General features: G+C 29.3%; 16 protein-coding genes. 8 read left to right on the forward strand and 8 right to left on the reverse strand.

Features of this window, described 5'->3' with window-relative positions:
* Positions 1 to 55: 55 nt before the first annotated feature.
* From CUL_RS0108345 to CUL_RS0108370, 6 genes are all read left to right on the forward strand, one after another.
* The gene (locus tag CUL_RS0108345; protein ID WP_005582732.1) at positions 56 to 316 is read left to right on the forward strand and encodes a stage V sporulation protein S; all 261 of its coding nucleotides are present in this window, start codon (positions 56 to 58) and stop codon (positions 314 to 316) included.
* Positions 317 to 453: 137 nt separating this feature from the next.
* Positions 454 to 1269, forward strand: a complete 816-nt coding sequence (locus CUL_RS0108350) for a PHP domain-containing protein (protein ID WP_025641140.1) — start codon at positions 454 to 456, stop codon at positions 1267 to 1269.
* A complete protein-coding gene (locus tag CUL_RS0108355) occupies positions 1270 to 1653 on the forward strand; it encodes a PadR family transcriptional regulator (RefSeq protein ID WP_025641142.1) in 384 nt (127 codons plus the stop codon).
* A gap of 80 nt (positions 1654 to 1733) precedes the next feature.
* The gene (locus CUL_RS0108360) at positions 1734 to 2927 is read left to right on the forward strand and encodes a pyridoxal phosphate-dependent aminotransferase (protein WP_025641143.1); all 1194 of its coding nucleotides are present in this window, start codon (positions 1734 to 1736) and stop codon (positions 2925 to 2927) included.
* Positions 2928 to 3043: 116 nt separating this feature from the next.
* Positions 3044 to 3727, forward strand: coding sequence for a HesA/MoeB/ThiF family protein (locus CUL_RS0108365; RefSeq protein ID WP_025641144.1), 684 nt, complete (start codon positions 3044 to 3046; stop codon positions 3725 to 3727).
* Between the two features lie 561 nt (positions 3728 to 4288).
* A complete protein-coding gene (locus CUL_RS0108370) occupies positions 4289 to 5266 on the forward strand; it encodes a tyrosine recombinase XerC (RefSeq protein ID WP_005582735.1) in 978 nt (325 codons plus the stop codon).
* A 42-nt stretch (positions 5267 to 5308) separates the two neighbouring features.
* Here the strand turns inward: CUL_RS0108370 and yneA are convergent, their stop codons facing one another.
* Positions 5309 to 5623 (reverse strand): cell division suppressor protein YneA, encoded by a 315-nt coding sequence (gene yneA, locus CUL_RS0108375; protein ID WP_025641145.1) that lies wholly within the window; start codon positions 5621 to 5623, stop codon positions 5309 to 5311.
* Positions 5624 to 5843: 220 nt separating this feature from the next.
* Here yneA and lexA point away from each other — a divergent pair, with 220 nt between their 5' ends.
* Positions 5844 to 6461: a transcriptional repressor LexA gene (lexA, locus tag CUL_RS0108380; RefSeq protein WP_005582737.1), complete on the forward strand. Its 618-nt coding sequence runs from the start codon at positions 5844 to 5846 to the stop codon at positions 6459 to 6461.
* Between the two features lie 39 nt (positions 6462 to 6500).
* On the opposite strand, the gene CUL_RS0108385 is transcribed toward lexA, so the two are convergent.
* The 7 genes from CUL_RS0108385 to CUL_RS0108420 form a co-directional block, all read right to left on the reverse strand.
* A complete protein-coding gene (locus CUL_RS0108385) occupies positions 6501 to 7826 on the reverse strand; it encodes a methionine gamma-lyase family protein (protein ID WP_005582738.1) in 1326 nt (441 codons plus the stop codon).
* A gap of 50 nt (positions 7827 to 7876) precedes the next feature.
* Entirely contained in the window at positions 7877 to 8116 is a 240-nt protein-coding gene (gene hfq, locus CUL_RS0108390; RefSeq protein WP_005582739.1) for an RNA chaperone Hfq, read from the reverse strand.
* A gap of 12 nt (positions 8117 to 8128) precedes the next feature.
* On the reverse strand, positions 8129 to 9082 hold the full coding sequence (miaA, locus tag CUL_RS0108395; RefSeq protein ID WP_005582740.1) for a tRNA (adenosine(37)-N6)-dimethylallyltransferase MiaA: 954 nt from the start codon (positions 9080 to 9082) through the stop codon (positions 8129 to 8131).
* A gap of 12 nt (positions 9083 to 9094) precedes the next feature.
* Positions 9095 to 10933, reverse strand: coding sequence for a DNA mismatch repair endonuclease MutL (mutL, locus tag CUL_RS0108400; protein ID WP_025641149.1), 1839 nt, complete (start codon positions 10931 to 10933; stop codon positions 9095 to 9097).
* On the reverse strand, positions 10934 to 13549 hold the full coding sequence (gene mutS, locus CUL_RS0108405; protein WP_025641151.1) for a DNA mismatch repair protein MutS: 2616 nt from the start codon (positions 13547 to 13549) through the stop codon (positions 10934 to 10936).
* Positions 13550 to 13565: 16 nt separating this feature from the next.
* The gene (miaB, locus tag CUL_RS0108410; RefSeq protein WP_025641153.1) at positions 13566 to 14888 is read right to left on the reverse strand and encodes a tRNA (N6-isopentenyl adenosine(37)-C2)-methylthiotransferase MiaB; all 1323 of its coding nucleotides are present in this window, start codon (positions 14886 to 14888) and stop codon (positions 13566 to 13568) included.
* A gap of 472 nt (positions 14889 to 15360) precedes the next feature.
* Positions 15361 to 15963, reverse strand: a complete 603-nt coding sequence (locus tag CUL_RS0108420) for a MerR family transcriptional regulator (protein ID WP_005582209.1) — start codon at positions 15961 to 15963, stop codon at positions 15361 to 15363.
* Between the two features lie 233 nt (positions 15964 to 16196).
* On the opposite strand from CUL_RS0108420, the gene CUL_RS19130 reads away from it, so the two are divergent.
* Positions 16197 to 16683, forward strand: a 487-nt coding sequence (locus CUL_RS19130) for a transposase (protein WP_051403528.1), incomplete at its 3' end; no start/stop codon positions are given.

Genomic DNA, 16683 nt, shown 5'->3' on the forward strand with positions numbered 1-16683 from the left:
AGCTATTAAGTTAATTGTTGAACCAAGATAGTCAAATCTTAAGGGGGATGTTTTAATGGATGTATTAAAAGTATCAGCAAAATCAAGTCCAAATTCTGTAGCAGGAGCACTAGCTGGAGTTTTGAGAGAAAGAGGTAATGCAGAACTTCAAGCTATTGGTGCTGGGGCTTTAAACCAAGCAGTTAAAGCAGTAGCCATAGCACGAGGATTTGTGGCACCCAGTGGAATCGATTTAATTTGTATACCTGCTTTTACCGACATCGAAATTGATGGTGAGGAAAGGACAGCTATTAAATTAATCGTTGAGCCAAGGTAAGTTTTGAGGCAAGTAAAATAAAAACCTACTAATTTAAATTAGTAGGTTTTTTATTTTACTATCAATAGCAAAATTTCTTGATACATAGGTAGAAAGTTGTATATAATATAATTGTGGAGCTAAAAGGAGAATTAAATATGATATTTGATTTGCATATACATACTACTTATTCTGATGGATTATTTACTCCAGAGCAAGTTATAGATTTAGCTATAAGTAAAGGCCTTAATGGAATAGCCATTACTGATCATGATACTGTTTTAGGGATAGAACCAGCTATTGAATATAGCAAAAAAACTAGAGGTTTAAAAATTATTCCAGGAATTGAATTTGGTTGCATATATAAAGATGAGGAAGTTCATATATTAGGATATTTTATTGATTATAAAGCAGAAAGTATAATAAATATGACAAAACAGCTTAGAAAAGATAGGGTTAATAGAGGCATTAAAATGATTCAAAAAATTAATGACCTTGGTATGGAATTAACTCTAAAAGAAGTTAAAAAGCTATCTAAAAAGGATTATATTGGTAGGCCTCATATTGCCAGAGCATTAATTAATCGACAATATGTAACTAATATGGAGGAGGCATTTAACAAATTTCTTAACAGAGGTATGCCTGCTTATGTAGAAAAAGATACCCTTGGACTAAGGGAAGCCATCAATTTAATACATAAATCCAATGGAATAGCAATATTGGCCCATCCAGGCCTCCTAAAGAACAAAAATATAATATATGACTGTATAAAAAATGGAATTGATGGCTTAGAGGTAATCCATTCTAAGCATAAAAGAGAAGATTTTGAATTTTTGTTTGGAATTAGTAAAGGATATGGGCTAATTATAACTGGAGGTTCAGATTGTCATGGTCATATAATACATGGGGATTACCTGATGGGTAAGTACTATATCAATATTTGTGATATTCCTATAATGAAAGGAAGGATCTAATTGGTAAACTCTAAAGGCGAGAGAAATAGGCAATTTCCTTCTAAAATCAGTACTACGTCCTTTGTAAAACTATATATATTACATTTACTTAAGGAGAAAAACTATTATGGAAATGAAATTATAGAGGAAATTAAATCTAGACTAAGTAATAAATGGGAACCAAGCCCGGGAATGGTCTATCCTTTATTGCGAGAATTGGAAGAAGAAGGGTATGTTACTGGATGGTGGGAAGAGCCTGATAAAAGGTCTATAAGAAGATATCGACTGACAGATAGTGGTTATAAGCATTATCAAGTAATTTTATTACAATATAAGGCCAGTTTTGAAGATTCTTTATCTATTGTACAAAATGTACTAACGGATATATATGGTATGAAATTTTAATATATATATGCAAATACAAACAATTAAATTTTGCTTGTCACAAGCTATAGTAAAATTTTAGTAAATAGGAGGGCTTTATTATGAATTTAAGTTTATCAGAAAAAGGATCAAAGATCTCACCGTCTGTAACCTTAGAAATAACTGCTAAAGCAAAAGCTATGAAGGCGAAAGGAGTGGATATTATTAGTTTTGGTGCAGGAGAACCAGACTTTAATACTCCCGAAAATATTAGAAATGAAGGGATTAGGGCAATCAACGAAGGATTGACTAGATATACTCCTGCCTCTGGAATAATTGAATTAAAGGAGGCCATATGTAAAAAATTAAAATCTGAAAACAATCTAGATTACTCACCAGGCAATATTACTATTTCCAATGGAGCTAAACATTCCATTTATAATGCTTTGATGGCCATTATAAATCCAGGAGATGAAGTAATTATAAGTGTACCTTATTGGGTTAGTTACCCTGAATTAATTAAAATATCTGGCGGACAACCAGTATACGTACAGACAAAGGAAAAAAATGATTTTAAATTTACCATTGCTGATTTAAACCAAGCCTTAACGAATAAAACGAAAGCTTTAATATTAAATAGTCCAAGTAATCCTACTGGGGCTATATACGGTGAAAAAGAATTAATGGAAATTGCAAATTGGGCTGTAAAGAACAATATATTTATAATTTCTGATGAAATATATGAAAAATTAGTATATGATGGAGAACATATTAGTATCGCTTCCATTAACCCTGATGCTAAGAAACTTACTATAGTAATAAATGGCATGTCAAAGGCCTATGCTATGACCGGATGGAGAATTGGATATGCGGCAGCCCACGAAGAAATTGCAAAAGTAATGAGCAATATTCAAAGCCATACAACCTCAAATCCTTGTTCTATTTCTCAATATGCTAGCGTTGAAGGACTATTAGGGGATCAAAGTAGTATTCATGAAATGAAAAAACAATTTGAAAAAAGAAGAAACTTTATGACTGAAAAAATAAATTCCATAAAAGGATTAAGCTGTAGGAAACCTAAAGGGGCATTCTATATAATGGTCAATATTACCCAGGTAAAAGGAAAAATTATTAAGGAGACAATGATAAATAGTTCGTTAGATTTAGCTAAAGTTTTACTTGAAAAAGGTAAGGTTGCAGTAATTCCTGGAATGGGATTTGGAGATGATGATTATATCAGATTATCTTATGCCACATCTATGGAAAATATAGAGGAAGGGCTTGGAAGAATTAAAGATATTATAGAAAATAATTAATATCTTTGTTTAATTTGAATTTATTAGAAATAGCTAACTGACTCTAAGAAGGTTTATATAATATTATTATGTAAACCTTCTTAGATATTTAATATATCCAAAGGATAGGTGATATAATGAAACGTTATTTAAGAAATATGAAAGCCTTGTCTACAGGAGAAATAAAAAAATTAAATGATAGTAAAGTATGCATCGTAGGTTGTGGAGGATTAGGTGGCTATATAATTGAAATGTTAGCAAGAATTGGAGTTGGGTTTATCACCGCCATAGATGGAGATGTCTTTGATGAAACCAATTTAAATAGACAGTTAGTTAGTCATATAAAAAATATAGGGATGAGCAAATCGGAAGAAACTAAAAAAAGAATGGAATTGGTTAATCCTCATATCCATATAGAAGCGATAAATATAATGCTAGATGAGTCGAATTCAAATTCCCTTCTAAAAGATCATGATGTAATTGTAGATGCCCTCGATAACATAAAGACAAGAAAATTAATTCAAACTAGCTCATCAAAATTGAATATTCCAATGGTACATGGTGCTATAGGAGGCTTTTATGGTCAAGTAACAACAATATTTCCTAATGATAATACTTTAGACTTTTTATATCCAAAAGATAGTAAGGTAGAGAAAGGAATAGAAAAAGAATTAGGCAACCCATCCTTTATACCTCCATTAATAGCATCTATAGAAGTAGCAGAAGTGATAAAGATTTTAATTAATAGAGGAGACCTTTTAAGAAAAAAAATATTGATGGTTGACCTGTTAGAAAACAATTTCGATATAATCTGTATATAATGATATATAAATTAATGTTCAGCTCTTTAATCATTAATATAGTTTCAAATATATCTATAAAATATATCTATATATGTATTCTTTTCTTCGATTACATTTTTACCAAAACCAAAAAAGTTAACATAATACATACTATGTTAACTCTTTTGGTTTTTCTTGCGATGCTTGATCATTATATTACATTGAACTACTTATTAATCTGCTCCGAATGAGTTTTAAAGCAGGAAATCAATCTAAAGCCGTTACGGCCGTTTTAAAGGCTTTTTTAAATTAATCCATATATTGATATTACTAAGTACATAAAAATCTAATACAGGATGAATGAGAAGGCCGTTTTAACTAAGAAGATTAAATTCTTCCGTAACTAAGTGTAATTAAAGGTTATTGATTAAACTAGAAATATATTAGCTATAATAATTCAGATCAATTCAAAAGAAATTTATTTTGATGGAATTTTGATAAAAAAGAAGGAGTTTTTCAATTAATGTCGAAATAAATAAATAGTCACAAAATAACTATTTTGTGACTATTTATACCAAAAACATAGAAAAGAGGGGTAAAATGCGTGAAATACCATTGGTACTCGAAGATTACCTAAATTATATGGAAACAATAAAAGGTATTTCTTATAATACTACAAAAGAATACTTTTTTGATTTACGTACCTTTTTTAGATTTATTAAATTACGATATAGACTTATAGATGAAGATACTCCATTTGAAAAAATTGATATTGGCGATGTAGATATTGAATTGATAAAAAAAATAAATATACAGGACCTACATTCTTTTATATCTTATGTAGATAAAACTAGAGATAATGGAAATTTTGCTAAGTCTAGAAAGGTTGCAAGCTTAAAATCTTTTTTTGGGTATCTCTATTCTAAGGTTAATTTAATCAGTAAAAATCCAGCTGATAGCCTCGAATTTCCTAAAACAGATATGAGACAACCTATATATTTAACTTTAGAAGAATGTGAAAAACTATTAAAAGCTATATTAGACAATAAAAATGTTTTTTTCAGAAAGCGGGATTATGCTATTGTAATGTTATTCTTAAATTGTGGTTTAAGGTTATCGGAACTGTCTAGCATCGATTTATCAAAGATTAAGGATGATACATTAACAGTAATTGGTAAAGGTAATAAAGAAAGAACTATATACTTAAATCAAGCTTGTGTTAATGCTATAAATGATTATTTGACTGTAAGACCAAAAGATGCAAGAGATACAGAAGCCCTTTTTTTGAGTATGAGAAAGAACAGAATGAGCAATAGAGCTATCCAGCATATGATAGATAGATATCTGGAAAAAGCAGGGTTTGATACTTCTATTTATTCAACCCATAAGCTTAGACATACTGCAGCAACATTGATGTATAAACATGGTAATGTGGATATAAGAGCTTTACAAGAGATATTAGGCCATGAGAATGTTTCTACAACACAAATATATACTCACATAGATGATGATAGATTAAGAGAGGCCGTTAAGAGCAATCCTTTAGCCAATACTAAACCAAGTTCTATAAATAAATAGAAAAAAGAATAATAGACAGGAATAAATTCCCGTCTATTATTCTTAAGGGTTGTGTTTGATAGGTATCTTTATTAAATCACCAGGATATATATTAGCATCTACCATCTGGTTAAATTCTTTTATTTCAAATACCATTTTTCTCACATCGTAATTCTTTGGCATATTTTCAATAGCTATATTCCATAATGTGTCCCCTTCTTTAACTATTATTTCTCTGTAATTATATTTATATGTAGAGCTGTAGACCTTTTGATTTTTGGCTAGCATAAAGAAAATTGCTGCTATTGTAATCGATGTAATAATTATAAAAGACAAAAATTTTTTCATATCAACTATTCTATATTTAGTCTTATTCATCGAATCACCTCGCACATTAGTTCAAAACATTTGTTCTTAATTATATTCTAATAAAACATCTGTTCTTTGTCAATAGTATTTTTAAAAAAAGAACTAACGTTTGAATAATTTTTTTGTTTATGATATAATGTACTAAATTAATATAAGTTAAGCTAATCCTATGCTTGATGATCCCTGGTTCTATGTTTTATACTTTCAATAATATGGGAGGTGTATTAAAATGTATGAAGATTTAAATCAAACCCAATTGGAAATTTTACATTTTATGAAGAATCAAATTCAGAAAAAGGGATATCCTCCATCTGTTAGAGAAATTTGCAAAGGCGTTAATTTGAAATCTACTTCTACTGTCCATCGACATTTAGAAAAACTTGAAGCGAAAGGTTATATTAGAAAAGACCCTACTAAGCCAAGGGCTATTGAAATTTTAGATAGGGATGAAGATTCTTTATTTGCAACTAAAAAGACAGTTGATATACCTATAATAGGTAAAGTCACTGCAGGTCAACCGATTTTAGCAGTAGAACATATTGAGGATACTTTCCCAGTGCCTATCGAAATGGCAGAACGTGGTCCCCTTTTTATGTTAGAAATTCAAGGAGATAGTATGATTGACGCCGGTATACTAAGTGGTGACTATGTCTTGGTTAAACAACAAAATCATGCTATAAATGGTGATATCGTTGTTGCTTTATTAGAAGATGAGGCTACTGTTAAAAGATTTTTTAAAGAAAAAGATTATATTCGTTTGCAGCCAGAGAACGAAGCCATGTCTCCTATATTGGCAAAAGAAATAACTGTTTTAGGTAAAGTTATAGGATTATATAGAAAATTTTAGATTTTAGATGACTTTACTAGAATTTAAATAAGCTAACTGTTAAGTTAGCTTATTTTTCTCAATCAAATTATTATTATACAGATTATTTAAGGAACTCATTACCCCAAGTTTACAATGTTCATAAGTTAATCCCCCTTGATAATAGGCAAAGTAAGGTTCCCTCATTGGTCCATCTGCACTTAGTTCTATAGAAGAACCATCTATAAAACCGCCAGCAGCCATAACTACTTTATCTTCATATCCGGGCATATCCCATGGTAATGGAGTTACATAAGAATCAACTACTGCTGCCCCCTGAATCCCCTTACAAAATTCAACAACCCTGTCTGGAGATTTTAGTTTAACAGCTTGTATAATATCACTTCGAATATCATCTATTTCAGGCACAATATCAAAGCCTAATTCCTTATATACAATTCCTACCAATAAAGCACCTTTTACTGCTTCTGAAACAACATGGGGAGCTAAGAATAGGCCTTGTAAAGTAGATCTAGTTGTACCGAAAGTTAACCCACAATCCTTTCCTAGACCTGGTGCAGTGCTTCTATTTGCTACTTGTTCAACTAACTCAGCTTTACCTACAATATATCCTCCCGTTAACGCTATACCTCCACCCGGATTTTTGATCAGTGAACCTGCTATAATATCTGCGCCTACATCTGTTGGCTCTTTTTTTTCAATAAATTCTCCATAACAATTATCTACCATAATAATTATATCTCTATTTTGCTCTTTAATTTTTCCTATGGCTCTTTCCATTTCATCTATGGTTATTGCTTTTCTATCACTATATCCGGTTGATCTTTGGATTAGTAATAATTTAGTATTTTTGTTTATGTTGTTAATTGTTTCTTCTACATTGATCATACCATTTTTTAATGGTATTTCCTTATATTTAATACCATAATCTAATAATGTACCTTTTTGACTCCCTTTCACCCCGATTACTTTCAATAATGTATCATAGGGAGTACCTGTTATAGAAATAAATTCATCATTTGGCCTTAATAGACCAGCTAAAGTTAAAGTAATAGCATGAGTTCCTGATACAATAGTAGGCCTAACCAAAGCATCCTCTGTATTAAAAACTGAAGAATAAATTTCTTCTACCTTTTTCCTGCCTATATCACCATATCCATATCCGGTTGTCCAATTAAAATCTGTAGAACTTAGTCTAGCATTTTGCATACTATTTATTACTTTATATTGATTATACTCCTTTATTCTATCAATATAATCAAATTTATTTAAAATCAATTTTTCTTTTAAGTTTACGTAATCTACTACTACCTTATTAAAATAAAAATGTTTACATAATATATTTATTGCATCCTTATCCATCATCATCTCAGCCTTTCTAATCATTTGTCAAATACAAAAGTCCCTGATAAGCTCAGAGACATTTGTTGATAAAATTATTCTCCTTCTGTATTCCTGTTTACTAAATTAATAGATTTAACAGGTATAATCGTAGATATAGCATGTTTATAGATAAGTTGTTGTTTTCCCTCACTATCTAAAATAATAGTATAATTATCAAATCCTTTGACTGTACCCTTTATTTGATATCCATTAATTAAGTAGATAGTAATAACAGTGTTATCCTTTCTTGCCTTATTAAGAAAAACATCCTGTAAATTTGTTGTAGTTTTCACAAATTCCCCTCCTTAAATATTCAGGTTGCAAAATTTATTTATATATTTAATGATATGACTACTAACATCAGCAATTGAATTGTAATGGTTAATGTTAATCCAGTAAATCCTATCATCCCTTTTAAACCAAGTTAATTGCCTTTTAGCAAATCTTCTAGTATTTCTTTTAAGAATTTCAATAGCTTCATTTAAACTTAAATTTCCTTCTAAGTACCATATTATCTCTTTATAGCCAATGCCCTGCATTGAAACCAATTCTTTATTATATCCCATGGCTAATAATTTATTCACTTCTTCTACTAAACCCTCTATAATCATCATATCAACTCTTTTATTAATACGTGAATACAAAGTGGTTCTATCCATAGTAAGTCCAATCATAGCTAAATTATATTTATCCACTTCTTTTCTAAAATCTTTATTATAATAGGACATGGGTTTCCCAGTTTCATAGTAGATTTCCAATGCCCTAATTATCCTTTTCCTATCATTAGGATTTATCCTTTTAGCCGATATTTCATCTACTTTGCATAACTTTTCAAAGAGATATTGATTGCCGTGTATATCTGCTATTTCATTGTATTTCTTTCTAAATTTTTCATTTGGCTCTACCCTAGTAAACTTTAGTTCATATACTAGGGAGTTAAGGTATAATCCAGTACCCCCAACAATTATAGGCATTTTACCTGCATTATTAATTTCATTAATATATTTTTCGGCATTATATTTATAATCTGCAACAGTAAATTCTTCATCAGGATAAACAATATCTATTAGATAATGGGGTATATCTTCCATCTCTTCTTTTCTTATTTTAGCAGTGCCTATATCCATATACTTATATATTTGCATTGAATCTGAAGAAATTATCTCTCCATTGATTTTTTTAGCTAAGTCTATAGAAAGAGCAGTTTTACCTACGGCCGTTGGCCCAACAAGAGCTAGTAAATCTTTTTTAGTTTCCAATTATATCATCCTTTATATTATTCTTTTGAACTCTTTTTCAATATCTTTTCTTGATATTTCAATAATAGTTGGCCTACCATGGGGGCAAGTATATGGATTTTCTGTTTTACTTAATTGTTTAAGTAAGCTTTGAATTTCAATATTACTTATATTATCACCACTTTTTATGGCTTTAGTACAGGCTATCTTAATTATTTTATCTAATTTTATCTCGTAGGTACTCCTAATATTGTGTTGAATAGTATCAACTAAATCCATGAATAAACTTTTAATTTGAGGTTCACCAAATAACATGGGTACACCTCTAATAATAACACTATTACTACCAAATTCTTCAACAATAAATCCTAAACTCCTAAATAGTTGGATATTTTCTGCTACGGATTCAACTTCTGAATGGCTAAGTTCAATAATTTCAGGAGTTATAAGATTTTGAATTACTACTTTTTCTGATTGATAATCTGATTTGTATTTTTCATACATAACTCTTTCATGAGCTGCATGTTGGTCTATTACAAAGACTTTTTCTATTTCAATATTTTCTAATACAATAAAGGTGGAAAATAGAACTCCTAAGATTCTTGAATTTTTCAACATATAAATTAATTCACTATCATATTCCTTATTAACCTTGTCCTGAAAAAGGTCTTTATCCCTCGAATTATTTAAGTAATCTGATCTGTTATTAATGTCGCCGATTTTTTTTTCTTTTCTATATCTATCTTTGTGAGCTTCTAGTATATCATAGCCTGAATTATTTTCTAAAGAACTTCCTTCTAAAAAAGTTTTTTCATACAAAAGAGGTAAGTCATCCGGATTTTCATCTTTTTTATCCTTTCCAAATGTAGCCTTAGGAATAGACAAAATTTTATCTAATTCATTTTCAATTAGGGTTCCAAAAACCTGGCCAATTTCATTCTGGTTTGTAAATTTAATTTCCTGCTTTGTTGGATGTATATTTACGTCAATTAATAATGGGTTTATATCAATGAATATTATAAATACTGGGTATCTATTAATAGGTATAATAGATTTATATTTATTTTCAATTAGATTTGATATAAAATGATTTTTAACATATCTTTTATTTACATATAAATATTGATGACTTCTATTACTTCTATAAAAAGTATTATTTGATATATATCCGAATATATCAAAATCTGAAGATCTATAGTTAATATCTATGAGATTTTCACTAAATTCTTTACCTAATAATATATATACATTTGATATTAAATCATTATTCTTCGATATGTTAAAAACAACTTTATTATCCTTAATATACTTGAAGGAAATCCCATTATTACCTAAGGCTAATCTATATATAGTATCACTAATATTATTTGCTTCCACAGTATCACTTTTTAAAAAGTTTTCCCTTACTGGAAGATTATAAAACAAATCTCTGACTATTATCGTAGTACCTTTAGGGCAACCAATTGGCCTAATCTTTTTAACTTCTCCATTTTCTACAAAAGCCTGAAGACCTGTTAAACTATTTTTCGTTCTTGTAAGAACCTCCATTTTTGATACCGCAGAAATACTTGCTAATGCTTCTCCTCTAAATCCAAAAGACATAATCTTATAGAGATCTTCTATATTAGCTAATTTACTCGTAGAATGGCGTTTAAATGCAATCTTTAAATCATCTTCAGCGAAACCGTCTCCGTTATCCGTTACTCTAATATAATTTTTCCCACCGTTAGTTATTTCTATAGTTATACTAGATGATTTTGCATCCAAAGAATTTTCAATAAGTTCTTTGATTACAGATGAAGGCCTTTCGATAATTTCTCCTGCTGCAATTTTTTGTATTGTAAATTCATCTAGGATTTTAATTTTTGTCATTTATGCTCTCTCCTTAAGCTTCTTAGCTTCTTCAGTTAATTCGTATAATATGTTAATAGCTTCTATAGGCGTTATTTTGGAAATATCTAAACTATTTATTTTATCTATAAAATAATCCTTTTTGTAATCCAGGAAATTTAGTTGTTGATTATTATCTAATGGTATATTACTATTTGATGATTTATGATTCTCTTCAATTTGAAACAATATTTCATTAGCTCTATTTATAATTCTCTTATCAATTCCTGCCAATTTAGCTACTTGAATACCATAACTTTTATTAGTGCTTCCCTTAACTATCTTTCTTAAAAAGATTACTTCGTCACCTTTTTCTTCTACTAATATAGTCAAATTTTTAACACCTTTTATATTGTCTTCCAATTCTATCAATTCATGATAATGGGTTGCAAAAAGCGTTTTAGATCTTATATTTTCAGCAATATGCTCAATCACAGACCAAGCTATACTAAGCCCATCATAGGTACTTGTGCCTCTGCCTACTTCGTCTAATATAATCAAACTATCCTCTGTTGCATTTTCAATTATATTTGCTACTTCGTTCATCTCGACCATGAAGGTGCTTTCTCCTTGGGACAGATTATCAGAAGCACCAATTCTCGTAAATATCCTATCAACAATACATATATCCGCTTCCTTTGCAGGTATGAAGGAACCAATTTGTGCCATCAATGTAATAATAGCAACCTGTCTCATGTAAGTAGATTTGCCAGCCATATTCGGACCAGTGATAATTTGTATTCTATTATCTTTATTATCTATATAGGTATCATTGGGTACAAACGTTCCATCAACTAAAGTTGTTTCAACAACAGGATGTCTCCCCTCTATAATATTAATTATACCTTTATTATTTAGTCTAGGTTTAACATAATTATTTCTATAGGCAACCTGAGCAAAGGAATTTAGAACATCAATTTTAGAAATCAGTTTGCTAACCCTTTGAATCCTATTTGTCTGCATTTTTACTTTATCTCTTATTTCTTGAAATATGTTATACTCAATTTCTACAATCCTATCTTCTGCCCCCAGTATTTTTGTCTCTATCTCCTTTAATTTATCAGTGTAGTATCTTTCCGAATTGGTGAGAGTCTGTCTCCTAATAAAATAATTTGGCACTAGATTTATATTTGAGTTTGTAACTTCAAAAAAATATCCTGACTTTTTATTAAATCCAATTTTTAAATTTTTAATGCCTGTTTTCTTCTTTTCTTCCATTTCTAATTTAGTTAGCCATTGTTTTCCCTCTATACTGGCTTTTTTTAACTCATCTAAAGTTTTGTCAAAACCTAATTTTATTAACCCACCTTCTTTTACAGAAATAGGTGGATTATCTACAATGGAACTATCCAATAGTTGGTAAACATCCTTTAAAGGATCAATTTCCATTCCCAATCTAATAAACTCTTTTTTATTGGATTCTAATAATAGTTTTTTTAGCTTAGGAATCATACCAATTGAAATCTTCAATGAAAATAAATCCCTAGCATTACAATTACCATAGGATATCTTTCCAATTAACCTTTCTAAATCATAAATATTTTTTAAACAATTCTTAACCTGATCCATTAATATAATATCATTGACAAATAACTGGACCATGTTTTGACGCTTTTCAATTTCTTTAATATTTATTAAAGGCTGTTCTAACCAACTTTTTAATAGTCTACCTCCCATAGCAGTAGAAGTCTTATCTAACAGCCATATTAAGGCTCCCTTTTTCTCCCTTGTCATAATAGTTTCATGAATTTCTAAATTAATTCTAGTATTAATATCTAACACCATGTATTCATCTGTATTATAAAATTCAATCCCATTTATATGCTTAAGGGAATCTTTTTGAGTTTCATATAGGTAATCAATCAATTTCCCAGTAGATAGGATTGAATACATCTTTCCTTCTAAATCTAGAACTTCCAAATTATCTACATTAAAATGGTCCATGATTAAATTTTCCCAATTGTTTCTATTAACAGCTTCAGTATCATAAATATTAATATAGGGATTGATTCTATTTTTTATAGTTTTGAGTATTCTTTTATTTTCAATAAATTTACTATTGCATATTATTTCTGAAGGAAAAATTTTGCCCAATTCATCTAGTACAAAATTATATAATTCACTTTCTTCTCTTAAAGATTCAGTAGTATACATCTCGCCTGTAGAACTATCTACGTATGATAACCCTGCACCCGTCTCATCTAGGTAAATGGAAACAAGGTAATTATTAGATTTTTCATCTAACACATTAGTGTCTATTATAGTTCCTGGAGTTATTACCCTAACAACATCCCTTTCCACTAAACCCTTTGCTATTGCAGGATCTTCTAGTTGTTCACAAATGGCTACCTTATAACCTTTTTTTACCAGTTTAGAAATATACACATCTGCTACATGATGTGGCACACCACACATGGGAGCCTTTTCATTTCCTCCTGCATCCCTATGAGTTAAAGCGATTTCGAGTTCTTTGGATGCTATGAGTGCATCATCAAAAAACATTTCATAAAAATCTCCTAGCCTAAAAAATAGGATTGTATCCTGATAATTTTCCTTAATTGTTACATATTGTTTCATCATTGGTGTTAAGTTATCCAAATTTAAAACCTCCGAATCAAATAATACTGCCTTCTAAAGTAAAAGATTTTATCTTTTCTACCTTTACATTGACTAAATTTCCTATCAATTCTTTACTGCCTTCAAAGTGAATTAGTTTGCCATGTCTTGTTCTACCAGTTAGTACATTTTCATTATTTTTACTTACCTCTTCAACTAACACTTCAACAATCTTATCCGCATATTTAAGATTTTCTTCATAAAATATTGGATATAGAGTATCTAATAACCTTTGGAATCTTTCATGTTTTATTTCATCGGGGACTTGATTTTCCATTTTTGCTGCAATGGTGCCTTTTCTTACTGAATATAAAAATGTAAAAGCTGAATCATACCTAACTTTTTTTATTAGATCTAATGTCTCATTAAAATCTTCTTCCGTTTCTCCAGGAAAGCCTACAATAATATCTGTAGATATTGCAATATCAGGTACAGCATTCTTAATTTTCTCAATTAATGTTAAATAATCTCCTTTAGTATATTTTCTATTCATTTCCTTCAAAATCTTATTACTACCAGATTGAACAGGTAAATGTAAATGCTCACACACCTTATCTAATTTTGCTATAGATTGAATTAATTCGTCCGATAAATCCTTGGGATGAGAGGTCATAAATCTAATTCGGGCTATTCCTTCAATTTTATTTACATCCTCTAATAAATTAGCAAAAGAATAATCGTAACCCAAAGTTTTACCGTAAGAATTTACATTTTGCCCTAACAAAGTTATTTCCTTATATCCTTTCTTTGCTAAATCCTCTATTTCTTTTATAATATTTTCTGGTTTTCTGCTCTTTTCTCTGCCCCTTGTATATGGTACAATACAATAAGTGCAAAAATTATTGCAACCATACATAATATTTACAAAAGCTTTAAAAGAATATTTCCTATTAGCTTCAATATCTTCCACTATCTCTCTATTATCCTCGACTATATCTACAACGGTTCTGTTTATTTGGTGATACCTACTGATAAGTTGGGGCAATTTGTGTATGTTTCCCGTGCCAAATATTATATCTACATGTTTATATTTAGAAAGTATAATATCTCTAGCCTCCTCCTGTTGCATCATACATCCACAAACGGCTAGTATAAGATCTGGATTCTTCCTCTTCAGATCTTTTAATGCTCCTAATTGGCCATATACCTTTAATTCAGCATTCTCTCTAACTAAACAAGTATTATATATAATAAAATCACTTTCTTCTTTATTATCTGTCCATTTATATCCCATGGTTTCAAGTATCCAAGATATCTTTTCAGAATCATGTTCGTTCATTTGACAACCATAGGTTACAATAGTATATTTTTTATTTGTCATTTGTTTTCCTCCTTAAAACTAATCATCTTATATTATAACAAAAATAAGAAAAAAAAGAACCTTAGAATTGTTATATTAAATATTATATCATTATAAATAGCCTATTGAAAGTTCAATAGGCTAATAGTAAATTGCTAGGTACTTTAAATTTAATCCTCTTGTATTAACACATTTTCATAAAGTTCACAATTATCGATATAACACAGACCACAAACATTATTTATACAGGAAATTGCTCCACATTTTCTATAGTGAATTCTTTTTCTTGATTTAGTAGGCTTAATTTTTTTCTTCATATTAATCAACCCCTTTTTGTTTGTTTACAACATAATTATACCATGTAAATTATTATAATACAAGAGATTTTTCAGAATAATGAAGTATTATGAATCATATATTGCAATCTTTCTTGCATATCTATTAAATATTCAATGTTTATGCAGGCTATGATTCACCTTATTGCATTTTGGCTTTATTTACTGTTTTTAAATAATTTTTGAAAAAAGCCTTTATTATTTTCCAATCTCTTAATTTGTTCTTTTAATCCTGCAACTTCATAAGATTTTTCCTTAACCTTCATCTTTAACTTTGCATTTTCACAAATTAAAACATCCCTTTCTTTGCTACTTAGCTCATTCCTCAATGCAAAAATTTCATCCATCAATTCCCTAATTATCTTTTCATTATATTCTGAGTTATTTTCTAGCATTTTAACTAAATCTTCAAAAAATACTTCCTGTAAATTTATACTTATCTCCCTGGCTAATTCTATTGAATCAACACTTTCTTTTGGGCTGATGTTTGTCAAAGCAGTTTCCTCATTGGTAGTTACTAACATTTCTGGAGATTTTAAAATTAATTTAATTTGCTTATTGCTAAAGCCTTTTTCTTGAAGAGATTTAATATATTGAAACAATTCAATTTCTGTATAAGTATAATATCTGTGATTAGATTCATTTCTTGGAATTTCTAATTCAAACTCTTTTTCGTAATATCTAAGCACATGAGGAGGGTAGCTTGTCAACTCAGCCACTTCAGATATTGTATATTGTTTATCTAGTTCTAATTCTAACATTTTAATACCCCCTTAAAAACAGTCTTATATTAATATTCTTTAATATTTTGAAAATTCCTTTATAAAAAATAATATTTTATTAAACAAATATTGATATAATTTTTCAACAACCTTCAAAATGCTTAATCCTTAATCTTTGTAAATAATAAAAGAGCTGAAAAGTGATATGATACTTCCAAAGTAGACAGTCTAATTAATTAAAAATTAGATTATCTACTTGGAGGTATTTTTTTATGGGAAGAAAACCAAAGTACAGTAAAGAAGTAAAAATTAAGGCTTGCAAAGATTATGAAAAAGGTCATATTAGTTTTCAAGGAATTGCTGATGAAATTGGAACAACAAAGGAAGTTGTGCGTCGATGGTATTTAAGATATAAAGAACATGGACCAAGTGTATTTGAAACATCAAACAAAAATTCTTCATATAGTAAAGAATTTAAGTTATCAATAATAGAAAAATATAATTTAGGTAAATATTCAATGCCTGATTTAGCAGCTAAATATAATATTTCCACAGGAGTAATTAATAATTGGATTAATAAATGGTATAATGGTATAGAAATAAAGGCTTATGACCCTAAAGGAGATGTCTATACCATGAAATCAAGAAAAACTACATTTGAAGAAAGACTAGAAATAGTTAAATGGGTTATTGAAAACAATATGAGTTACAAAGATGCGGCTGATAAGTATGGGGTTACTTATGCACTTGTATATAAAT

Source organism: [Clostridium] ultunense DSM 10521 (genome assembly GCF_000511955.1).
Lineage (GTDB): Bacteria > Bacillota > Clostridia > Tissierellales > Tepidimicrobiaceae > Schnuerera > Schnuerera ultunensis.